At 60.3% G+C, this 14,840-nt stretch carries 13 protein-coding genes and 1 pseudogene; 6 read left to right on the top strand and 8 right to left on the bottom strand.

Annotated features, from left to right (window positions below):
• The first annotated feature begins 93 nt into the window (after nucleotides 1-93).
• From nosR to AAEZ05_RS13305, 3 genes and pseudogenes are all read left to right on the top strand, one after another.
• On the top strand, nucleotides 94-1,461 hold the full coding sequence (nosR, locus tag AAEZ05_RS13315) for a response regulator c-di-GMP phosphodiesterase, NosR family (protein WP_350647713.1): 1,368 nt from the start codon (nucleotides 94-96) through the stop codon (nucleotides 1,459-1,461).
• A gap of 76 nt (nucleotides 1,462-1,537) precedes the next feature.
• The gene (locus AAEZ05_RS13310; protein WP_045058025.1) at nucleotides 1,538-1,966 is read left to right on the top strand and encodes an NUDIX hydrolase; all 429 of its coding nucleotides are present in this window, start codon (nucleotides 1,538-1,540) and stop codon (nucleotides 1,964-1,966) included.
• Nucleotides 1,967-1,990: 24 nt separating this feature from the next.
• Nucleotides 1,991-2,173 (top strand): annotated as a pseudogene (locus AAEZ05_RS13305) (LysE family translocator); the annotation flags it as partial.
• Between the two features lie 200 nt (nucleotides 2,174-2,373).
• Here the strand turns inward: AAEZ05_RS13305 and metR are convergent.
• Nucleotides 2,374-3,291: a transcriptional regulator MetR gene (metR, locus tag AAEZ05_RS13295; RefSeq protein ID WP_350599818.1), complete on the bottom strand. Its 918-nt coding sequence runs from the start codon at nucleotides 3,289-3,291 to the stop codon at nucleotides 2,374-2,376.
• A 121-nt stretch (nucleotides 3,292-3,412) separates the two neighbouring features.
• Between metR and metE the strand changes: the two genes are divergently transcribed.
• The 3 genes from metE to AAEZ05_RS13280 all read left to right on the top strand — a co-directional run bounded on the left by metE (nucleotide 3,413) and on the right by AAEZ05_RS13280 (nucleotide 7,639).
• The gene (metE, locus tag AAEZ05_RS13290) at nucleotides 3,413-5,725 is read left to right on the top strand and encodes a 5-methyltetrahydropteroyltriglutamate--homocysteine S-methyltransferase (RefSeq protein WP_045058022.1); all 2,313 of its coding nucleotides are present in this window, start codon (nucleotides 3,413-3,415) and stop codon (nucleotides 5,723-5,725) included.
• 167 nt (nucleotides 5,726-5,892) lie between these two features.
• A complete protein-coding gene (locus AAEZ05_RS13285) occupies nucleotides 5,893-6,912 on the top strand; it encodes an alpha/beta fold hydrolase (RefSeq protein ID WP_045058021.1) in 1,020 nt (339 codons plus the stop codon).
• Nucleotides 6,913-6,970: 58 nt separating this feature from the next.
• Nucleotides 6,971-7,639: a DsbA family oxidoreductase gene (locus AAEZ05_RS13280; RefSeq protein ID WP_045058020.1), complete on the top strand. Its 669-nt coding sequence runs from the start codon at nucleotides 6,971-6,973 to the stop codon at nucleotides 7,637-7,639.
• A gap of 1 nt (nucleotide 7,640) precedes the next feature.
• On the opposite strand, the gene AAEZ05_RS13275 is transcribed toward AAEZ05_RS13280, so the two are convergent.
• The 7 genes from AAEZ05_RS13275 to AAEZ05_RS13245 all read right to left on the bottom strand — a co-directional run bounded on the left by AAEZ05_RS13275 (nucleotide 7,641) and on the right by AAEZ05_RS13245 (nucleotide 14,612).
• The gene (locus tag AAEZ05_RS13275; protein WP_163019478.1) at nucleotides 7,641-7,970 is read right to left on the bottom strand and encodes a GlpM family protein; all 330 of its coding nucleotides are present in this window, start codon (nucleotides 7,968-7,970) and stop codon (nucleotides 7,641-7,643) included.
• Nucleotides 7,971-7,978: 8 nt separating this feature from the next.
• Nucleotides 7,979-9,307 (bottom strand): two-component response regulator AauR, encoded by a 1,329-nt coding sequence (aauR, locus tag AAEZ05_RS13270; protein ID WP_045058018.1) that lies wholly within the window; start codon nucleotides 9,305-9,307, stop codon nucleotides 7,979-7,981.
• Nucleotides 9,304-11,205, bottom strand: a complete 1,902-nt coding sequence (aauS, locus tag AAEZ05_RS13265; protein ID WP_205891653.1) for a two-component sensor histidine kinase AauS — start codon at nucleotides 11,203-11,205, stop codon at nucleotides 9,304-9,306. The genes aauR and aauS overlap by 4 nt, the downstream gene beginning before the upstream one ends.
• A 153-nt stretch (nucleotides 11,206-11,358) precedes the next feature.
• Nucleotides 11,359-12,093 (bottom strand): amino acid ABC transporter ATP-binding protein, encoded by a 735-nt coding sequence (locus AAEZ05_RS13260; RefSeq protein WP_045058016.1) that lies wholly within the window; start codon nucleotides 12,091-12,093, stop codon nucleotides 11,359-11,361.
• Nucleotides 12,090-12,761, bottom strand: coding sequence for an amino acid ABC transporter permease (locus tag AAEZ05_RS13255; protein WP_045058015.1), 672 nt, complete (start codon nucleotides 12,759-12,761; stop codon nucleotides 12,090-12,092). Before AAEZ05_RS13255 ends, AAEZ05_RS13260 begins: the two co-directional genes overlap by 4 nt.
• Entirely contained in the window at nucleotides 12,761-13,507 is a 747-nt protein-coding gene (locus AAEZ05_RS13250; protein WP_205891654.1) for an amino acid ABC transporter permease, read from the bottom strand. The genes AAEZ05_RS13255 and AAEZ05_RS13250 overlap by 1 nt, the downstream gene beginning before the upstream one ends.
• A 190-nt stretch (nucleotides 13,508-13,697) precedes the next feature.
• Nucleotides 13,698-14,612: a glutamate/aspartate ABC transporter substrate-binding protein gene (locus AAEZ05_RS13245; protein WP_045058062.1), complete on the bottom strand. Its 915-nt coding sequence runs from the start codon at nucleotides 14,610-14,612 to the stop codon at nucleotides 13,698-13,700.
• Nucleotides 14,613-14,840: the final 228 nt, after the last annotated feature.

Here is a 14,840-nt window from a genome sequence, read left to right as displayed (position 1 = left end):
AATTTCATCTAGCCTGTAGGCCAGACTCCGCTTTCAGGCGCTGTCCACCCCGCCCGGACCCGGCGATGCAGCAGTGTTATCCGAGGTGACATCATGGAAGAGCAACCCCCCACCACTTTGAGTCATAAACCCAAAGTGCTGCTGGTTGATGATGAGGAGTCGATTCTCAATAGCCTGCGCCGCCTGCTGCGCGGTCAACCCTACGACGTGCTGCTGGCAACCGGTGGTGCCCAGGCGCTGGAGATCATGGCGCTGCAGCCCATCGACCTGGTGATAAGCGATGCCCGCATGCCCAATATGGATGGCGCCACGTTCCTGGCGCATGTCCACCAGCTTTATCCCCATACCACGCGAATCATGCTTACCGGCTACGCCGATCCCGCGGCCATCATCAAGGCGATCAACGAAGGGCAGATTCATCGTTACATCAGCAAGCCCTGGCACGATGAGGAGCTGCTGCTCACCCTGCGCCAATCACTCGCCTACCAGCACTCGGAGCGCGAACGCCTGCGCCTGGTGCAGGAAACCGATCAGCAGAACGAGCAGCTGAAGCGACTCAATGCCACGCTGGAAAAGCATGTGGCCGCGCGCACTGCCGAATTGCAGCAGACGGCCGATATGCTCGACCTGGCCTACGAAGAGCTCAAGCGCAGCTACGTCACGGGTACCGAGGTGTTTTCACTGCTGGCCAATTTGCGCTTGCCGCCGGCCAAGCAGACCAATCGCCAGATCATCGAGCTGGTGCGGGTGTACTGCAACCGCCATGGGGTGGATGAAGGCACCGGTCGCGACCTGACCATGGCCGCAGCGCTCTACAACATTGGCAAGCTGAGCTGGACGGACAGCATGATGACCGCCCCGGCGGACTTGCTGCATCACAACGACCGCGAACGTTATCGCGGTTATCCGAAACAAAGCGAGACGTTGCTGATGACCCTCGACCCGATGAAGGATGCGGCCCGCCTGATTCTTCACCATCAGGAGCGTTGGGACGGCACCGGTTTTCCCGACCGGCTCAAGGGCGAGGCCATTCCCTTCGGTTCGCGGCTGCTGAAACTGGCGGTGGATTTCATCGAGTTGCAACGCGGGCTGATTCTGGAGCGGCAGATGAACAGCGATGAAGCTCTGCTCTATATCCGCAACTATGCGGGACGGCTCTATGACCCGGGGATGGTGGAAGATTTCATCCAGGTCTGCGCCGCCTGCCAGAGCGATGTCTCGCTGGCCGACCCTGCGGTCAAGGTGCTGACTACTCGCGACGTGGCGGCGGGCATGATCCTGGCGCGCAACCTCAATGCTGACAATGGCATGCTGCTGCTTAACGCCGGCAAGGTGTTGAACGGGGCACTGGTGGAGAAACTCATCGCCTTTGAAGCCATGGAAGGGGCGAAGTACAGCATCTTTGTAAAGGTCCCGCAGGAGCCGCCGGCTAATGTTGCGCACGCGCAGGAGAGGGCTTAGGCGTTGTACTGATCCATTGGGAACGGACAGGCGGACCTGTATCCTTGGGTTTTTTATCCAGGGCAGGTTTTCCTTCATGACCGTTACTTCAACCCCCCGCGTCATCCACATTGCCGCGGCGCTGCTGATCGGCCCGGACGGGCGCACGCTGCTGGTACGTAAACGCGGTACCACCGCCTTCATGCAGCCCGGTGGCAAGATCGAAGCCCAGGAGCAACCGGTGCACGCGCTGGCGCGGGAGTTGGAGGAAGAGTTGGGGCTGTTGATCGATCCTGCGCACGCCGCCTACCTCGGCCAGTTCAGCGCCCCGGCCGCCAATGAGCCGGGTTTTGTCGTGCAGGCAGAGCTGTTTCAGCTGGCGATTGCGACTGACGTGTCGCCGGCGGCGGAGATCGAAGAGGTGATCTGGATCGATCCGGCCACCGATGGCGATGTCTTGCTGGCGCCATTGACGCGGGACCTGATCCTGCCGTTTTATCGAGCTTCGCTCATCGCGACTGCCTGATCTTTTACGGACGAAGGATTGCCCATGATTCCACTCCACGACCTGTTGATTTTCGCCGCCGCGGCGTTGCTGATGGTGCTCACGCCCGGGCCGAACATGATCTATCTCATTTCCCGCTCCATCTGCCAGGGACGCAAGGCTGGCGTGGTTCGTGCACAACCCGGGCTGGCTGGCAGTGCAGCGGTATTTCATGGGGGGTGTGCTGGCGGCGCTGGCGGTGCGCTTGATGCTGGAGCAGCGTAAGGCAACCTGAAAAGCCCAGGGACGGCTCAGGCTGTGAGGCTTTCCACGTAATCGATGTCAGCCGAACCGTGTAGGAGCGAGCTCGCTCGCGAAAAACCTGAGTGCGCCGAGGGGTGTCAGGTTTCCCGCGTCATCGTTGGCGTCCATCGCGAGCTAGCTCGCTCCTACCGGACGGCACTGACGCCATCGAGCGTCGAGAACGAGGTGTCCTTGGCGGTCAGCAGGAAGTCGCGCATGTAAGGCGCATCCAGCATGTCCGCACGAATTCCCGCGTACAACGTCGCGAACAAGCCTTTCTCGCCAAGGCGCTTGGCCTTCACATAACCCCGTGAGCTGTATTCATGCAATGCCCAATGGGGCATGCCGCATACGCCGCGACCGCTGGCCACCAGTTGCATCATCATCACCGTGAGTTCGGAGGTGCGAACCTGCGCCGGTTCGGTGTCGGCCGGCTCCAGGAAGCGGGTGAAGATGTCCAGCCGGTCGCGTTCCACCGGGTAGGTGATCAAGGTCTCGCTGATCAGGTCTTCGGGCACGATGTACGCCTTGCTCGCCAGACGATGCTGATTGGCCACTGCAAGCATTGCCTCGTAAGTGAACAGCGGCACATAGGTGATACCCGCCAGCTCCTGCGGGTCCGAAGTCACCACGAGGTCCAGATCGCCGCGCGCCAGGGCCGGCAGCGGGGCGAAGGAAAAGCCCGAGGCCAGGTCCAGTTCGACTTCCGGCCAGGCGTCGCGGAACTGGTCGATGGTCGGCATCAGCCACTGGAAGCAACTGTGGCATTCGATAGCCATGTGCAAGCGTCCCGCCGTGCCGCCAGCCAGCCGGGCAATGTCGCGCTCGGCGCCACGCAGCAGCGGCAGTGTCGCATCAGCCAGTTGCAGCAGGCGCAAACCCGCGCTGGTGAAGCGCACAGGCTTGGTTTTGCGCACGAACAGCGGCATGCCCATGCGTTCTTCCAGCTCTTTGAACTGGTGGGACAGGGCCGACTGGGTCAGGTGCAGGCGGTCGGCCGCATCGACCAGGCTGTCAGCTTCGCGCAAGGCGTGCAGGGTTTTCAGGTGGCGGATTTCAAGCACCGGGGGGTCTCCATGAGGAAAACTTGTGATCAACACGAAAAGGTTGAGTTTGTCTCATGTTGCCCTGTCTGTCGACAATAGCGCCATGTTTCACGTCCCCTTTTGATTGAGAGCATTCCCCATGGCGTTGGCCCACACACTTGGTTTTCCCCGCATCGGCGCAGACCGCGAACTGAAAAAAGCCCTTGAATCGTATTGGAAGGGCGACCTCGACCAGGATGCGCTGCACAGCGTCGGCCGGCAGTTGCGTGCCACCCATTGGCAGCTGCAGAAAGACGCCGGCATCGATTTGCTGCCGGTAGGCGACTTCGCCTGGTATGACCAGGTGCTGACCCATTCCCTGACCTTCGGCGTGATCCCACAGCGTTTTGACGGCGCCAAAGACGAGAACGGCCTGCCGACCCTCGATACCCTGTTCGCCATGGCCCGTGGCGCCACCGCCAGCTGCTGCGGCAGTGAGCATGGCCAGGCGCAATACGCCCAGGAACTGACCAAGTGGTTCGACACCAACTACCACTACCTGGTCCCGGAGTTCAGCGCCGATCAGCAGTTCAAACTCAGCTGGGAGCAACTGTTCGACGAGGTCGACGAAGCCTTGGCGCTCGGCCACACCGTCAAGCCGGTGATCATCGGCCCGCTCACCTACCTCTGGCTGGGCAAGGCCAAGGGCGACGACTTCGACCGGCTCGATCTGCTCGAACGGCTGTTGCCGGTCTACAACGAAATCCTCAGTCGCCTTGCCGCGCAAGGCGTGGAATGGGTACAGATCGACGAACCGATTCTGACCCTGGACCTGCCCCAGGCGTGGAAAAGCGCATTCGAACGCGCCTACCACATCCTCCAGTACTCACCGCTGAAAAAACTCCTGGCGACCTACTTCAGTGGTCTGCAAGACAACCTCGGCCTGGCGGTCGGCCTGCCGGTGCAAGGCCTGCACATCGACGCCGTGCGTGCGCCGGATCAACTCGGCCAGGTGCTTGATCGCCTGCCGACCTACAAAATCCTGTCCGTGGGCCTGGTGAACGGGCGCAATGTGTGGCGCTGCGAACTGGAATCGGTGCTGGCGCAATTGCAACCGGCCCAGGAACGCTTTGGCGACAACCTGTGGGTCAGCAGTTCCTGCTCGCTGCTGCACAGCCCCGTGGATCTGGACCGCGAAGACAAACTCGATCCGGAACTGAAAAGCTGGTTGGCGTTTGCCGTGCAAAAGTGTGGCGAGATCGCCGTGCTGCGTGACGCGCTTAACGATCCACAAGCGCCCAAGGTGCGAGCGGCGCTGGCTGAAAGCAATGCCATTGAGGCCAGTCGTGCCGAATCGCCGCGTATTCACAAAACTGCCGTGCAGGCTCGTGTTGCGGCGGTAAGTGCCGCTGACAGCCGGCGCCAATCACCGTTTGCCCAGCGTATTGAACAACAGCGTGCTCGCCTGCAGTTGCCAGCATTTCCCACGACCACCATTGGCTCGTTCCCGCAGACCGGTGCGATCCGCCTGGCGCGCCAGGCATTCAAGCAGGGCAAGCTGTCTGCCAACGACTATACCGATGCCATGCACAGCGAAATCCGGCACGCCGTGCAAGTCCAGGAGCGCCTGGGCCTGGATGTGCTGGTGCATGGTGAAGCCGAGCGCAACGACATGGTCGAGTACTTCGCCGAGCAGCTCGACGGTTATGCCTTCACCCGGTTCGGCTGGGTACAGAGTTACGGCTCCCGTTGTGTGAAACCGGCGATCATCTATGGCGACCTGAGCCGTCCCAAGGCCATGACGGTGGACTGGATTACCTATGCCCAAAATCAGACCGAGAAGGTGATGAAGGGCATGCTGACCGGGCCGGTGACCATGCTGATGTGGTCGTTCCCACGGGAAGATGTTTCGCGCAAAGTCCAGGCTCAACAGTTGGCCCTGGCACTGCGTGACGAAGTGGTGGACCTGGAAAAAGCCGGCATCAAGATCGTGCAAATCGATGAGGCTGCGTTCCGCGAAGGCCTGCCAATGCGTCGGGCGCAATGGCAGGAGTACCTCGACTGGGCGGTGGAAGCGTTCCGATTGACCGCCTCGGGTGTCCGTGACGAAACCCAGATCCACACCCATATGTGCTACAGCGAATTCAACGACGTGATCCAGGCCATCGCGGCCATGGATGCCGATGTAATCACCATCGAAACCTCACGTTCGGATATGGAATTGCTGGAGGCTTTCAAGGCGTTCGACTACCCGAATGATATCGGCCCGGGCGTCTACGACATCCACTCGCCGCGAGTGCCGGATACTGTCGAGATGATCAACTTGCTGCGCAAGGCCGCCAAGCGGATTCCGGCCGAGCGCCTGTGGGTCAATCCCGATTGCGGACTGAAGACCCGTGCATGGCCGGAGACCGAAGCTGCGCTGGTGAACATGGTTGCGGCGGCTCGGCAGTTGCGCACTCGATTGGCATAGCCTGGCGGCGCATGCTCCGGGCGGCGATCCGACCATCAACGATCGCATGGTTGCGAATATGACCGCTCGGCACTCTTCATCAAACTGTCATGGAACTGTGGCAGCGCGCTTGAACAAACTTCATCAGACTCGCGCTCTACTGGGGTTCTGCGTTTCGGTGTTTTTTCATGCGTTTATTTCTTTTACTGGCCGCGTTGTTGTTCGGCCTGCCGTTGATGGCGGCTTCGCGTTGCGATGTCGATGTTCCAACTGAACGAGCCGATCTGGCACAGGTAAGCCTGGCTTATCAGAGTATTGGCCGTGCTTCGGATCCGGCGCTGTTGCTGGTGATGGGACTTGGCGGCCAGTTGATTCACTGGCCGGACGAAGTGGTTGTCGCGCTGTGTCAGCAAGGCTTTCGGGTGATCCGTTATGACAACCGCGATGTCGGTCTCTCGACGTGGCGCCAGGCACCCGTCGACGCCAACCTGACCTTCGAGGTGCTGCGCTACAAACTTGGTTTGCCAGTGTCCGCGCCCTACACCCTGACCGACATGGCTGATGATGCGTTTGGGTTGATGGATGCCTTGCACGTTGAGCAGTTCCACGTGCTGGGCGCGAGCATGGGCGGAATGATTGCCCAGCACATGGCGGCGATGGCGCCGCAACGGGTCGAGAGCCTGACCCTGATCATGACCAGTTCCGGTGCCGAAGGACTGCCGGCACCGAGTGCGGCGTTGGTGCAGTTGCTTGCGCGTCGTGGTGCGCCGAATCGCGAAGCAGCGCTGGAACAACAGGCTGATCTGCTCGCGGCGCTGGGCAGCCCGACGGTGAGTGATGATCGCCAGGCGTTGCTGCAACAGGCGGCGCAATCCTATGACCGGGCGTTCAACCCCGAAGGCGTGAAACGCCAGATCATGGCCATCCTCGCGGAACCGAGTCGGGTGGCGCTGCTCAATCAACTGCGGGTGCCAACCCTGGTGGTGCACGGTACGGCTGATCCGTTGCTGCCGGTCATGCATGGCGTGCACCTGGCGGCGCATATTCACGGAAGTCAGTTGAAGCTGATTCCGGGACTGGCACATCGATTCCAGGAAGCGTTCAAGGCGCCGCTGTTGGCGGCGGTGCTGCCCTATTTGCAGGCTCACCGCGAAGACACGTCGCATTGGGCGCAGATCGATCCGCTGCCGGCCCCCAATCTCCTCTAACCCCCCTACAGGTGTATCGTCTGGGCTTTGCGACGCGTTCCAGTCTTCGAGGTGAGTGATGACTACCCCCCTGAAAATCGATTTTGTCAGCGATGTGTCCTGCCCCTGGTGTGTCGTCGGCCTGTACGGCCTGACCCAGGCCCTTGATCTGTTGGGTGACGAGGTCCAGGCCGAGATCCGGTTCCAGCCATTCGAGCTGAACCCGAAGATGGGACCCGAAGGCCAGAACATCACCGAGCACATCACCGAGAAATACGGCTCCACGCCTGAGCAGTCGCAGAAAAATCGCGAGATGATCCGCGAGCGCGGTGCCGAGGTCGGTTTTGCTTTCCGCACGGACGGCAACAGCCGCATCTACAACACCTTCGATGCCCATCGCCTGTTGTATTGGGCAGGGCTGGAAGGGTTGCAGTTCAACCTGAAGGAGGCGCTGTTCAAGGCGTATTTCAGCGATGGAGCCAACCCGTCCGATCATCAGCAACTGGCGCGGATTGCCGCGAGTGTCGGGCTGGATCAGCAGCGGGCCGAGGCGATCCTGGCGTCAGACGAATTCGCCCGGGAAGTTCGGGAAGAAGAACAGCTCTGGTTGTCCCGCGGAGTGAGTTCGGTACCGACCGTGGTCTTCAACGGTCAGTATGCGATCAGCGGCGGACAACCTGTGGAGACGTTCGTGGGTGCAATTCGGCAGATCATGAGTGAAGCCAAGGGCGGCACGGTGAATCAATAGCTCAGGTTTGAAAGCGCACCCACACGCCGACCAACACGGTGGCCGCAATCAGCCAGGCCACCGCTGCCACCGCCAGTGAGGCTTCCAGCCGCATCTTGTCGACCATCACGTACAACGTGGCCAGGTAGATGAAGTACGGGATGATCGACCACATGCCAAACACGATGGTGGTCTTCAGATCATCCAGCGACCGGCCTTTGCCGACGATGTAATGCGCGATCAGGGCAAAGGTCGGGAACAGGGGTACCAGCCCGGCGATGTAATAGTTTTTGGTCCTGGCCAGCGCGGCGAGGATCAGCACCACCGCCGCGCCCAGGCTCGCCTTTAGAATCAAGTCCATCAGTGGCTCAACCCGTATTTTTTCACTTTGTCGAACAGCGTGGTCTTGGCCATTCCAAGTTCCTGGCTCGCCTGGGTCAGATTGCCGCCGCTGCGCTGCAACGCATCCACCAGCAAATTGCGCTCGAAGGCTTCGACCGCTTCGGCGAACGCCAGGCCCTGATTGCTGCCGCTGGCGCCGGATTTCTTGAAGGCCGGCAGGCCGAGGGCGAAGCGCTCGGCGACGTTGCGCAATTCGCGCACATTCCCCGGCCAGTCATGGCTCATCAGGTTCGACAGGGTCTGGTTGTCCAGGTCAGGCACCGCGCGGTCGAAGCGCAGGGAGGACTGCTGCAGGAAATGCTCGAACAGTTGCAGGATATCCTCGCGGCGTTCTCGTAGCGGTGGCAGTTCCAGTGTGACCACATTGAGTCGGTAATACAGGTCGCTGCGGAACTCACCCGCTTTGCTCGATTCGTCCAGGTCGGATTTGGTCGCGGCGATCACCCGGCAGTCCACCGCCACGCTCTGGTTCGAACCGAGGCGCTCCAGGGTCCGTTCCTGCAGAACCCGCAGCAGTTTGATTTGCAGCGGTAACGGCATGCTTTCCACTTCATCGAGGAATAGCGTGCCGCCGTCGGCGTGTTCGATCTTGCCGATGCGCCGTTTGCCCGCGCCGGTAAAGGCATTGGCTTCGTGACCGAAGATCTCGCTTTCGAACAGATTCTCCGGCAGGCCGCCGCAGTTCAACGCGACGAACTGCCTGGCATGGCGCCGGCTGAAATCGTGCAGGCAACGCGCGACCAGCTCCTTGCCGGTGCCGGTCTCGCCTTCGATCAGTACGTTGGCCGAGGTGTCGGCGACGTTGGCGATCAACTCCCGCAGATTCTGCATGGCCGGTGAGCGGCCGATAATCCGGCCTTCCAGCGAGTCGCGCTCGGCCAATTGCCGGCGTAGCGAGGAGACTTCCCGCGCCAGGCTACGTTGCTCCAGCGCGCGACGGGCGACGTCGACCAGGCGTTCCGGGGAGAACGGCTTCTCCATGAAGTCATAGGCGCCTTTTTGCATGGCGCCGACCGCCATGGAAATGTCGCCATGCCCGGTAATCAACACCACGGGCAGGCTGCGGTCACGTTCCTTGAGCCGGGTCAGCAGTTCCAGGCCGTCGATGCCAGGCAGGCGGATATCGCTGATGACAATCCCGGCAAAGTTTTCGCCGACCCGCTCCAGTGCTTCCTCGGCGCTGCCCACGCCTTCGCAGGGAATGTCTTCCAGGGTCAGCGCCTGCTGGCAGCCCAGCAGCACATGAGGGTCGTCTTCGACGATCAGCACACTCAGTTCGTGGTTCATAGGGGCTCGGCGTGAAGGGGGCTTACCAACGGTAAACTGAGAACGAAGGAGGTTCCACCATTGGCCGGGTGCTCGACACCCAGGTGCCCGCCAGTGGCGGCGGCCAGGCTGGCGGACAGGGTCAGGCCGAGGCCCAGGCCCTGTTCGCCGGGTTTGGTGGTGAAGAAGGGTTCGAACAGATGTTTGCGCGCCTCGGCGTCGATGCCATGGCCATTGTCACGCACCCGCAGGCGATATTTGCCATCGTGGGGTTCACCCTCCAGCCACAGTTGCGGCAGGGGCTGGGCCTGCATGGCATCCAGGGCATTACCGATCAGGTTGACCAGAATCTGCTCAAGGCGAGTCTGGTCGATCTGCACCTGGACATCGGCGAATTCGCGGTGCAGCTGCAAGTGCGCGCTTTCCAGACGGGCACCGAGCAGTTGCAGCGCAGCCTCTACCGCCTTGCCGAGGCTGGCCTGGCCCTTGTCGTCACCACGACGGGCGAAGGAACGCAGGCTGGCGGTGATCCGGCCCATGCGATCGATCAGCTCGTTGATGGTCTTGAGGTTGGTACTGGCGACGTCGAGCTGACCGCGTTCCAGAAAACGCACGGTGTTGCCGGACAAGGTCCGCAGGGCGGCGAGCGGCTGGTTCAGTTCGTGAGCAATGCTGGTGGACATCTGGCCAATCGCCGCCAGTTTGCCTGCCTGTACCAGTTCATCCTGGGCCCTGCGCAACGTCTCTTCAGCCTGGCGCCGTTCGCGGATCTGGCCCTTGAGTCGTTCATTGCTGGCGCGCAGGTCACTGGTGCGTTCGGTAATCCGACGCTCGAGTTGATTGTTCGCTTCCTGCAGGGCTTCCCGGGCGGCAAGGCGGGTAGCGATAACCTTGCGCCGTTCGTTCCAGGCAATCAGCAGGAACGCCACGAGGGCGAACGCGACAGCCACCAGGATGCCCTGGTTGATCGCTTCACGGCGCAAGTCCTGCAGGGGCGTGAGCAGGGTGAAATTCCAAGGTGTGTCGCTCAAGGGGCGGGTCTGCGACAGGTAGCTGATGTCCTCCTGGGCGGACTCCACCTCGCTGTTGGCGGGGAAGGTCAGTTTCTCCTCACCCTCGGCCAGTTTTTCCCGCGCCAGGGGTTGCAGCTCATTCAGCGGGAACCAGTAATACTGCAGGCTGCGGGCGAGTTTTTCCTTGGTTTCGTCGCTCAACGGGATGACCGACTTGAGCCGTCGTGCCGGATCGCTGGACAGAATGATGATGCCGTTTTCATCACTGACGAAGGCTTCCAGGCGAGCACGCTGCCAGCGTTCTTCCATGGCTTCCAGCCTCACCTTGACCACCGCGACGCCGATGATCTTGCCCTGTTCCTCAAGGCCGTGGGCCAGGTAATAACCCGGTTCGCCGTTGGTGCTGCCAATTCCGTAGAAGCGCCCCGGCTGACCGCGCACGGCGTTCTGGAAATAGGCGCGAAAGGACAGGTCTTCGCCCAGGTAACTGTCGACATCGCGCCAGTTGCTGGTGGCCATGACGCGGCCGGTGGTGTCCATGACATAGATGGCCCGGCTGCGGCTGCGCCGATTCAGGCCTTCGAGGTATTCATTGACCGTCTGCCGGTGTTCCGGCGATGGATCGTCGAGCAGCTTTGACACGCTGGATTCAAGTTCCAGCAGGCTGGGCAGGTAGGTGTATTTGCTGATTTCGCTTTCGACGGCGCGGGCATGCAGTTCCAGCTGGCGCTGGCCGTTTTCGCTGAGGCTGCGGATGCCGAAATGTTCACTGACCCAGAAGCCGACGTAACCCAATCCAATCATCAGGGCGATGACCAGTGGCGGCAGGAACAGATGGCGAATCAGACGGGGTTTCACGGCGAGTGATGGCGGCGCGGCGCGATAGAGAGTGGGGTCGCATTTCATCACAGATGCCTTGGGTCAACCACAACAACAGGTCATCCGGCATCCCGTGTAGGAGCTGCCGAAGGCTGCGATCTTTTGATCTTCGAACAATCACCAGATCAAGATCAAAGATCGCAGCCTGCGGCAGCTCCTACAGGGGGAGACCGTTGGCTTTTAGTGCTGCAGAATCTTGTTGAGGAAATGCTGCGTACGCTCGGCGCGGTGGCTGATGTCGCCGAAGAATTCCTCTTTCTTGCAGTCTTCGATGATCTTGCCTGCGTCCATGAAAATCACGCGGTCGGCCACTTTGCGGGCAAAGCCCATTTCGTGGGTCACGCACATCATGGTCATGCCTTCGTGGGCCAGTTGCACCATCACGTCGAGCACTTCGTTGACCATCTCCGGGTCGAGCGCCGAGGTCGGTTCGTCGAACAGCATGACGATAGGGTCCATCGCCAGTGCGCGGGCAATCGCCACGCGCTGCTGCTGGCCACCGGAAAGCTGGCCCGGATGCTTGTGCGCATGGGCAGACAACCCGACCCGCTCAAGCAACTGCAGGCCCTTTTTCGTAGCTTCTTCCTTGCTGCGGCCGAGCACCTTGATCTGCGCGATGGTCAGGTTTTCGGTGATGGTCAGGTGTGGGAACAGTTCGAAGTGCTGGAACACCATGCCGACGCGCGAGCGCAGTTTTGGCAGGTTGGTCTTGGGGTCGGCGATGGATGTGCCATCGACTACCACGTCACCTTTCTGGAAGGGTTCCAGGGCGTTCACGCACTTGATCAGGGTGGATTTGCCGGAACCGGAAGGCCCGCACACCACGATCACTTCGCCTTTCTTGACCTCGGTGCTGCAGTCAGTCAGTACCTGGAAGTCGCCATACCACTTGTTGACATTCTTGATAGAGATCATACGGCAAACCTTTTTTGCAGACGCTTGACCAGCAGCGAGGCGGCAAAGCTGATTGTGAAGTACACGAGACCTGCGAAGATCAGGAACTCATTGGAGCGGCCGATGATGTCGCCACTGGCGCGCGAAGCATTGAGGAAGTCCACCAGGCCGACGGCGTAGACCAGCGAGGTGTCCTGAAACAGAATGATGCTCTGTTGCAGCAGCAGCGGGGTCATCTTGCGGAACGCCTGGGGCAGGATGATCAACCGCATCATCTGGCTGTACGTCATGCCCAGGGCCTGGGCCGCGCCCATTTGTCCCTTGGGAATCGACTGCACGCCGGCCCGGACGATTTCGCAGAAGTACGCCGCTTCAAACATCATGAACGCCACGATGCACGAGGCGAACGCGCCGATCGGCGTGTCTTCGCCGGTGATCCAGCGCAGCACGAACGGCACCGCCAGGTAGAACCAGGTGATGACCAGCAGCAGCGGGATCGAACGGAAGTAATTGACGTAGGCACCGGCAATGTTCGACAGCACTTTGCTGTGGGACAGGCGCATCAACGCAAGGATGGTGCCCAGGATGATCCCGCCGACGACGCCCAGCGCCATCAGTTGCAGGGTCATGACCATGCCGTTCCACAAGCCCGGCAGGGACGGGATGATGCCCGAGAAGTCGAATTCCATCATTTACCCCCTACGGAGATCAGGCCCGGCACGGCAACTTTCTTCTCGACCAGGCGCATCAGCAGCATCAGGCTCATGTTCAAGGTGAAGTAGATCAGTGTCGCCAGGGTGAAGGCTTCGAACAGGTTGGCGGAGAACTCGGCGGTCTGCTTGGTCTGTGCGAGCAACTCCATCAGGCCGATCAGCGAGGCGACGGACGTGTTCTTGAAGACGTTGAGAAATTCCGAGGTAAGCGGCGGAATGATGATCCGGTAAGCCTGGGGCAGCAGCACGTTCCAGTAGATCTGCGACAGCTTGAAGCCCATTGCGCGAGCAGCGGCTTCCTGGCCACGGGGCAATGCCTGGATGCCGGTACGCACCTGTTCGCAAACGCGAGCGGTAGTGAACAGGCCAAGGCACACCACGACGCTGAGGAAGGCCGAAGTGGTCGGGTTGAGGTCCTGCTTGTACCAGTCCTGCAGATTCTGCGGCAGCAGGTCGGGCACCAGGAAGTACCAGATGAACAGCTGTACCAGCAGTGGCACGTTACGGAAAAGTTCGACGTAGCAGGTCGCGATGCCCGATACGAAGCGGTTCGGTACGGTGCGCATGACACCCAGGATCGAGCCCAGTGTCAGGGCAATGATCCATGCCACGATGGCGATGGCGATGGTCCAGCCCAGACCGGTGAGGTACCAGTCGAGATAGATCTCGCTGCCCACGCCGGTGGACTTGAAGAACACGCTCCAGTCCCAGTTGTAATTCATTCGGGTCTCCCCTCGGATCGATATACAAGTGCCCGCTTGGGGAAGCTCCGTTCCCGCCCCGACCATAATAGTCAGGCACACACGAGCGGCTCGACAGCCACCGGTTCGAGTGTTTCCAGAAAATGCCAGCAGGGAGTGACAACCTCCTGAAGGGATTTTGGTCCCGTCAGGAGGTAAGGTTAGTCAGAAATCAGGATTTCTTGTCGTCAGCCGCTTTATCGGTCGGATTGGCGATCAGGGCCTTGAGCTCGTCGCTCATCGGGAAGTTCAGGTTCAGGCCTTTTGGCGGGATTGGCGCCATGAACCATTTTTCGTAGATCTTGTTGATCTCGCCCGACTTGTAGGTGGCCACGATGGCAGCGTCTACAGCCTTCTTGAACGGCTCGTCGCCCTTGCGGACCATGCAGCCGTAGATTTCGTAGGACTGTGGATCACCGGTCACTGCCCAATCAGTGGCCTTCTTGGCTTTGGCGGCTTCACCGGCCAGCAGTGCGTCGTCCATCATGAACGCAACGGCGCGGCCCGATTCCAGCATCTGGAAGGACTCGCCGTGGTCTTTGGCGGAAATGACGTTCATGCCCATTTGCTTGTCGGCGTTCATCGACTTGAGCAGGCGCTCGGACGTGGTGCCCGCAGTGGTCACGACGTTCTTGCCCTTGAGGTCGTCGAAGTTCTTGTACGTGGAGTCTTTCTTGGAGAGAAGACGAGTACCGATTTCGAAGATGCCGACGGAGAAGTCCACTTGCTGCTGGCGTTCAACGTTGTTGGTGGTTGAACCGCACTCAAGATCCACGGTGCCGTTCTGCACCAGCGGGATACGGGTTTGCGAGGTGACCAGGTTGTATTTGACCTTCAGGTCCGGGAGGTCCAGGTCTTTTTTCAGCGCTTCGACCACTTTCAGCTGAATGTCGTGGGAGTAGCCGACCGGTTTACCGGAAGCGTCCGCGATGTAGGAAAACGGAATGGAAGCGTCACGATGCCCGAGGGTGATGGTGCCGGACTCTTTGATCTTCTTCAGTGTGCCGGTGAGTTCGGCGGCGAAAACTGGAGTGCTAATCAGAGCGGCAGCAATGGCTGCGCCCAGGAGGTGGGGAACGATACGCATCAAATTTTCCTCGACATTGTTTTTTTTATGGAGCCAGTTCATCGGCCCTTTTTGTGCTTCGAATGCCTGGTGCGCCTGATGGATCGGCACAACAGGTATTCGTCCAAGAGTGTAGAGCATGACTCGTGCCAGGCCTGGGGCTGTAGATCAAAGTGTTGATTTATAAGGGGATTAATTATTTGTTGCGGGTTTTAGAGAGTGCAATGATCCGGTTAACCGAATAGATCG

The organism is Pseudomonas sp. HY13-MNA-CIBAN-0226, assembly GCF_040310305.1.
Taxonomy (GTDB): Bacteria; Pseudomonadota; Gammaproteobacteria; order Pseudomonadales; family Pseudomonadaceae; genus Aquipseudomonas; species Aquipseudomonas gregormendelii.
This window is presented reverse-complemented; position numbering and strand designations above follow the sequence as displayed.

Coding starts and splice junctions, on each gene's coding strand:
- AAEZ05_RS13285 (WP_045058021.1), top strand. CDS start 5,893: ATGCGTTTATTTCTTTTACTGGCCGCGTTGTTGTTCGGCCTGCCGTTG.
- nosR (WP_350647713.1), top strand. CDS start 94: ATGGAAGAGCAACCCCCCACCACTTTGAGTCATAAACCCAAAGTGCTG.
- AAEZ05_RS13245 (WP_045058062.1), bottom strand. CDS start 14,612: ATGCGTATCGTTCCCCACCTCCTGGGCGCAGCCATTGCTGCCGCTCTG.
- AAEZ05_RS13255 (WP_045058015.1), bottom strand. CDS start 12,761: ATGGAATTCGACTTCTCGGGCATCATCCCGTCCCTGCCGGGCTTGTGG.
- AAEZ05_RS13250 (WP_205891654.1), bottom strand. CDS start 13,507: ATGAATTACAACTGGGACTGGAGCGTGTTCTTCAAGTCCACCGGCGTG.
- metE (WP_045058022.1), top strand. CDS start 3,413: ATGGCGTTGGCCCACACACTTGGTTTTCCCCGCATCGGCGCAGACCGC.
- AAEZ05_RS13260 (WP_045058016.1), bottom strand. CDS start 12,093: ATGATCTCTATCAAGAATGTCAACAAGTGGTATGGCGACTTCCAGGTA.
- aauS (WP_205891653.1), bottom strand. CDS start 11,205: ATGAAATGCGACCCCACTCTCTATCGCGCCGCGCCGCCATCACTCGCC.
- AAEZ05_RS13310 (WP_045058025.1), top strand. CDS start 1,538: ATGACCGTTACTTCAACCCCCCGCGTCATCCACATTGCCGCGGCGCTG.
- aauR (WP_045058018.1), bottom strand. CDS start 9,307: ATGAACCACGAACTGAGTGTGCTGATCGTCGAAGACGACCCTCATGTG.
- AAEZ05_RS13280 (WP_045058020.1), top strand. CDS start 6,971: ATGACTACCCCCCTGAAAATCGATTTTGTCAGCGATGTGTCCTGCCCC.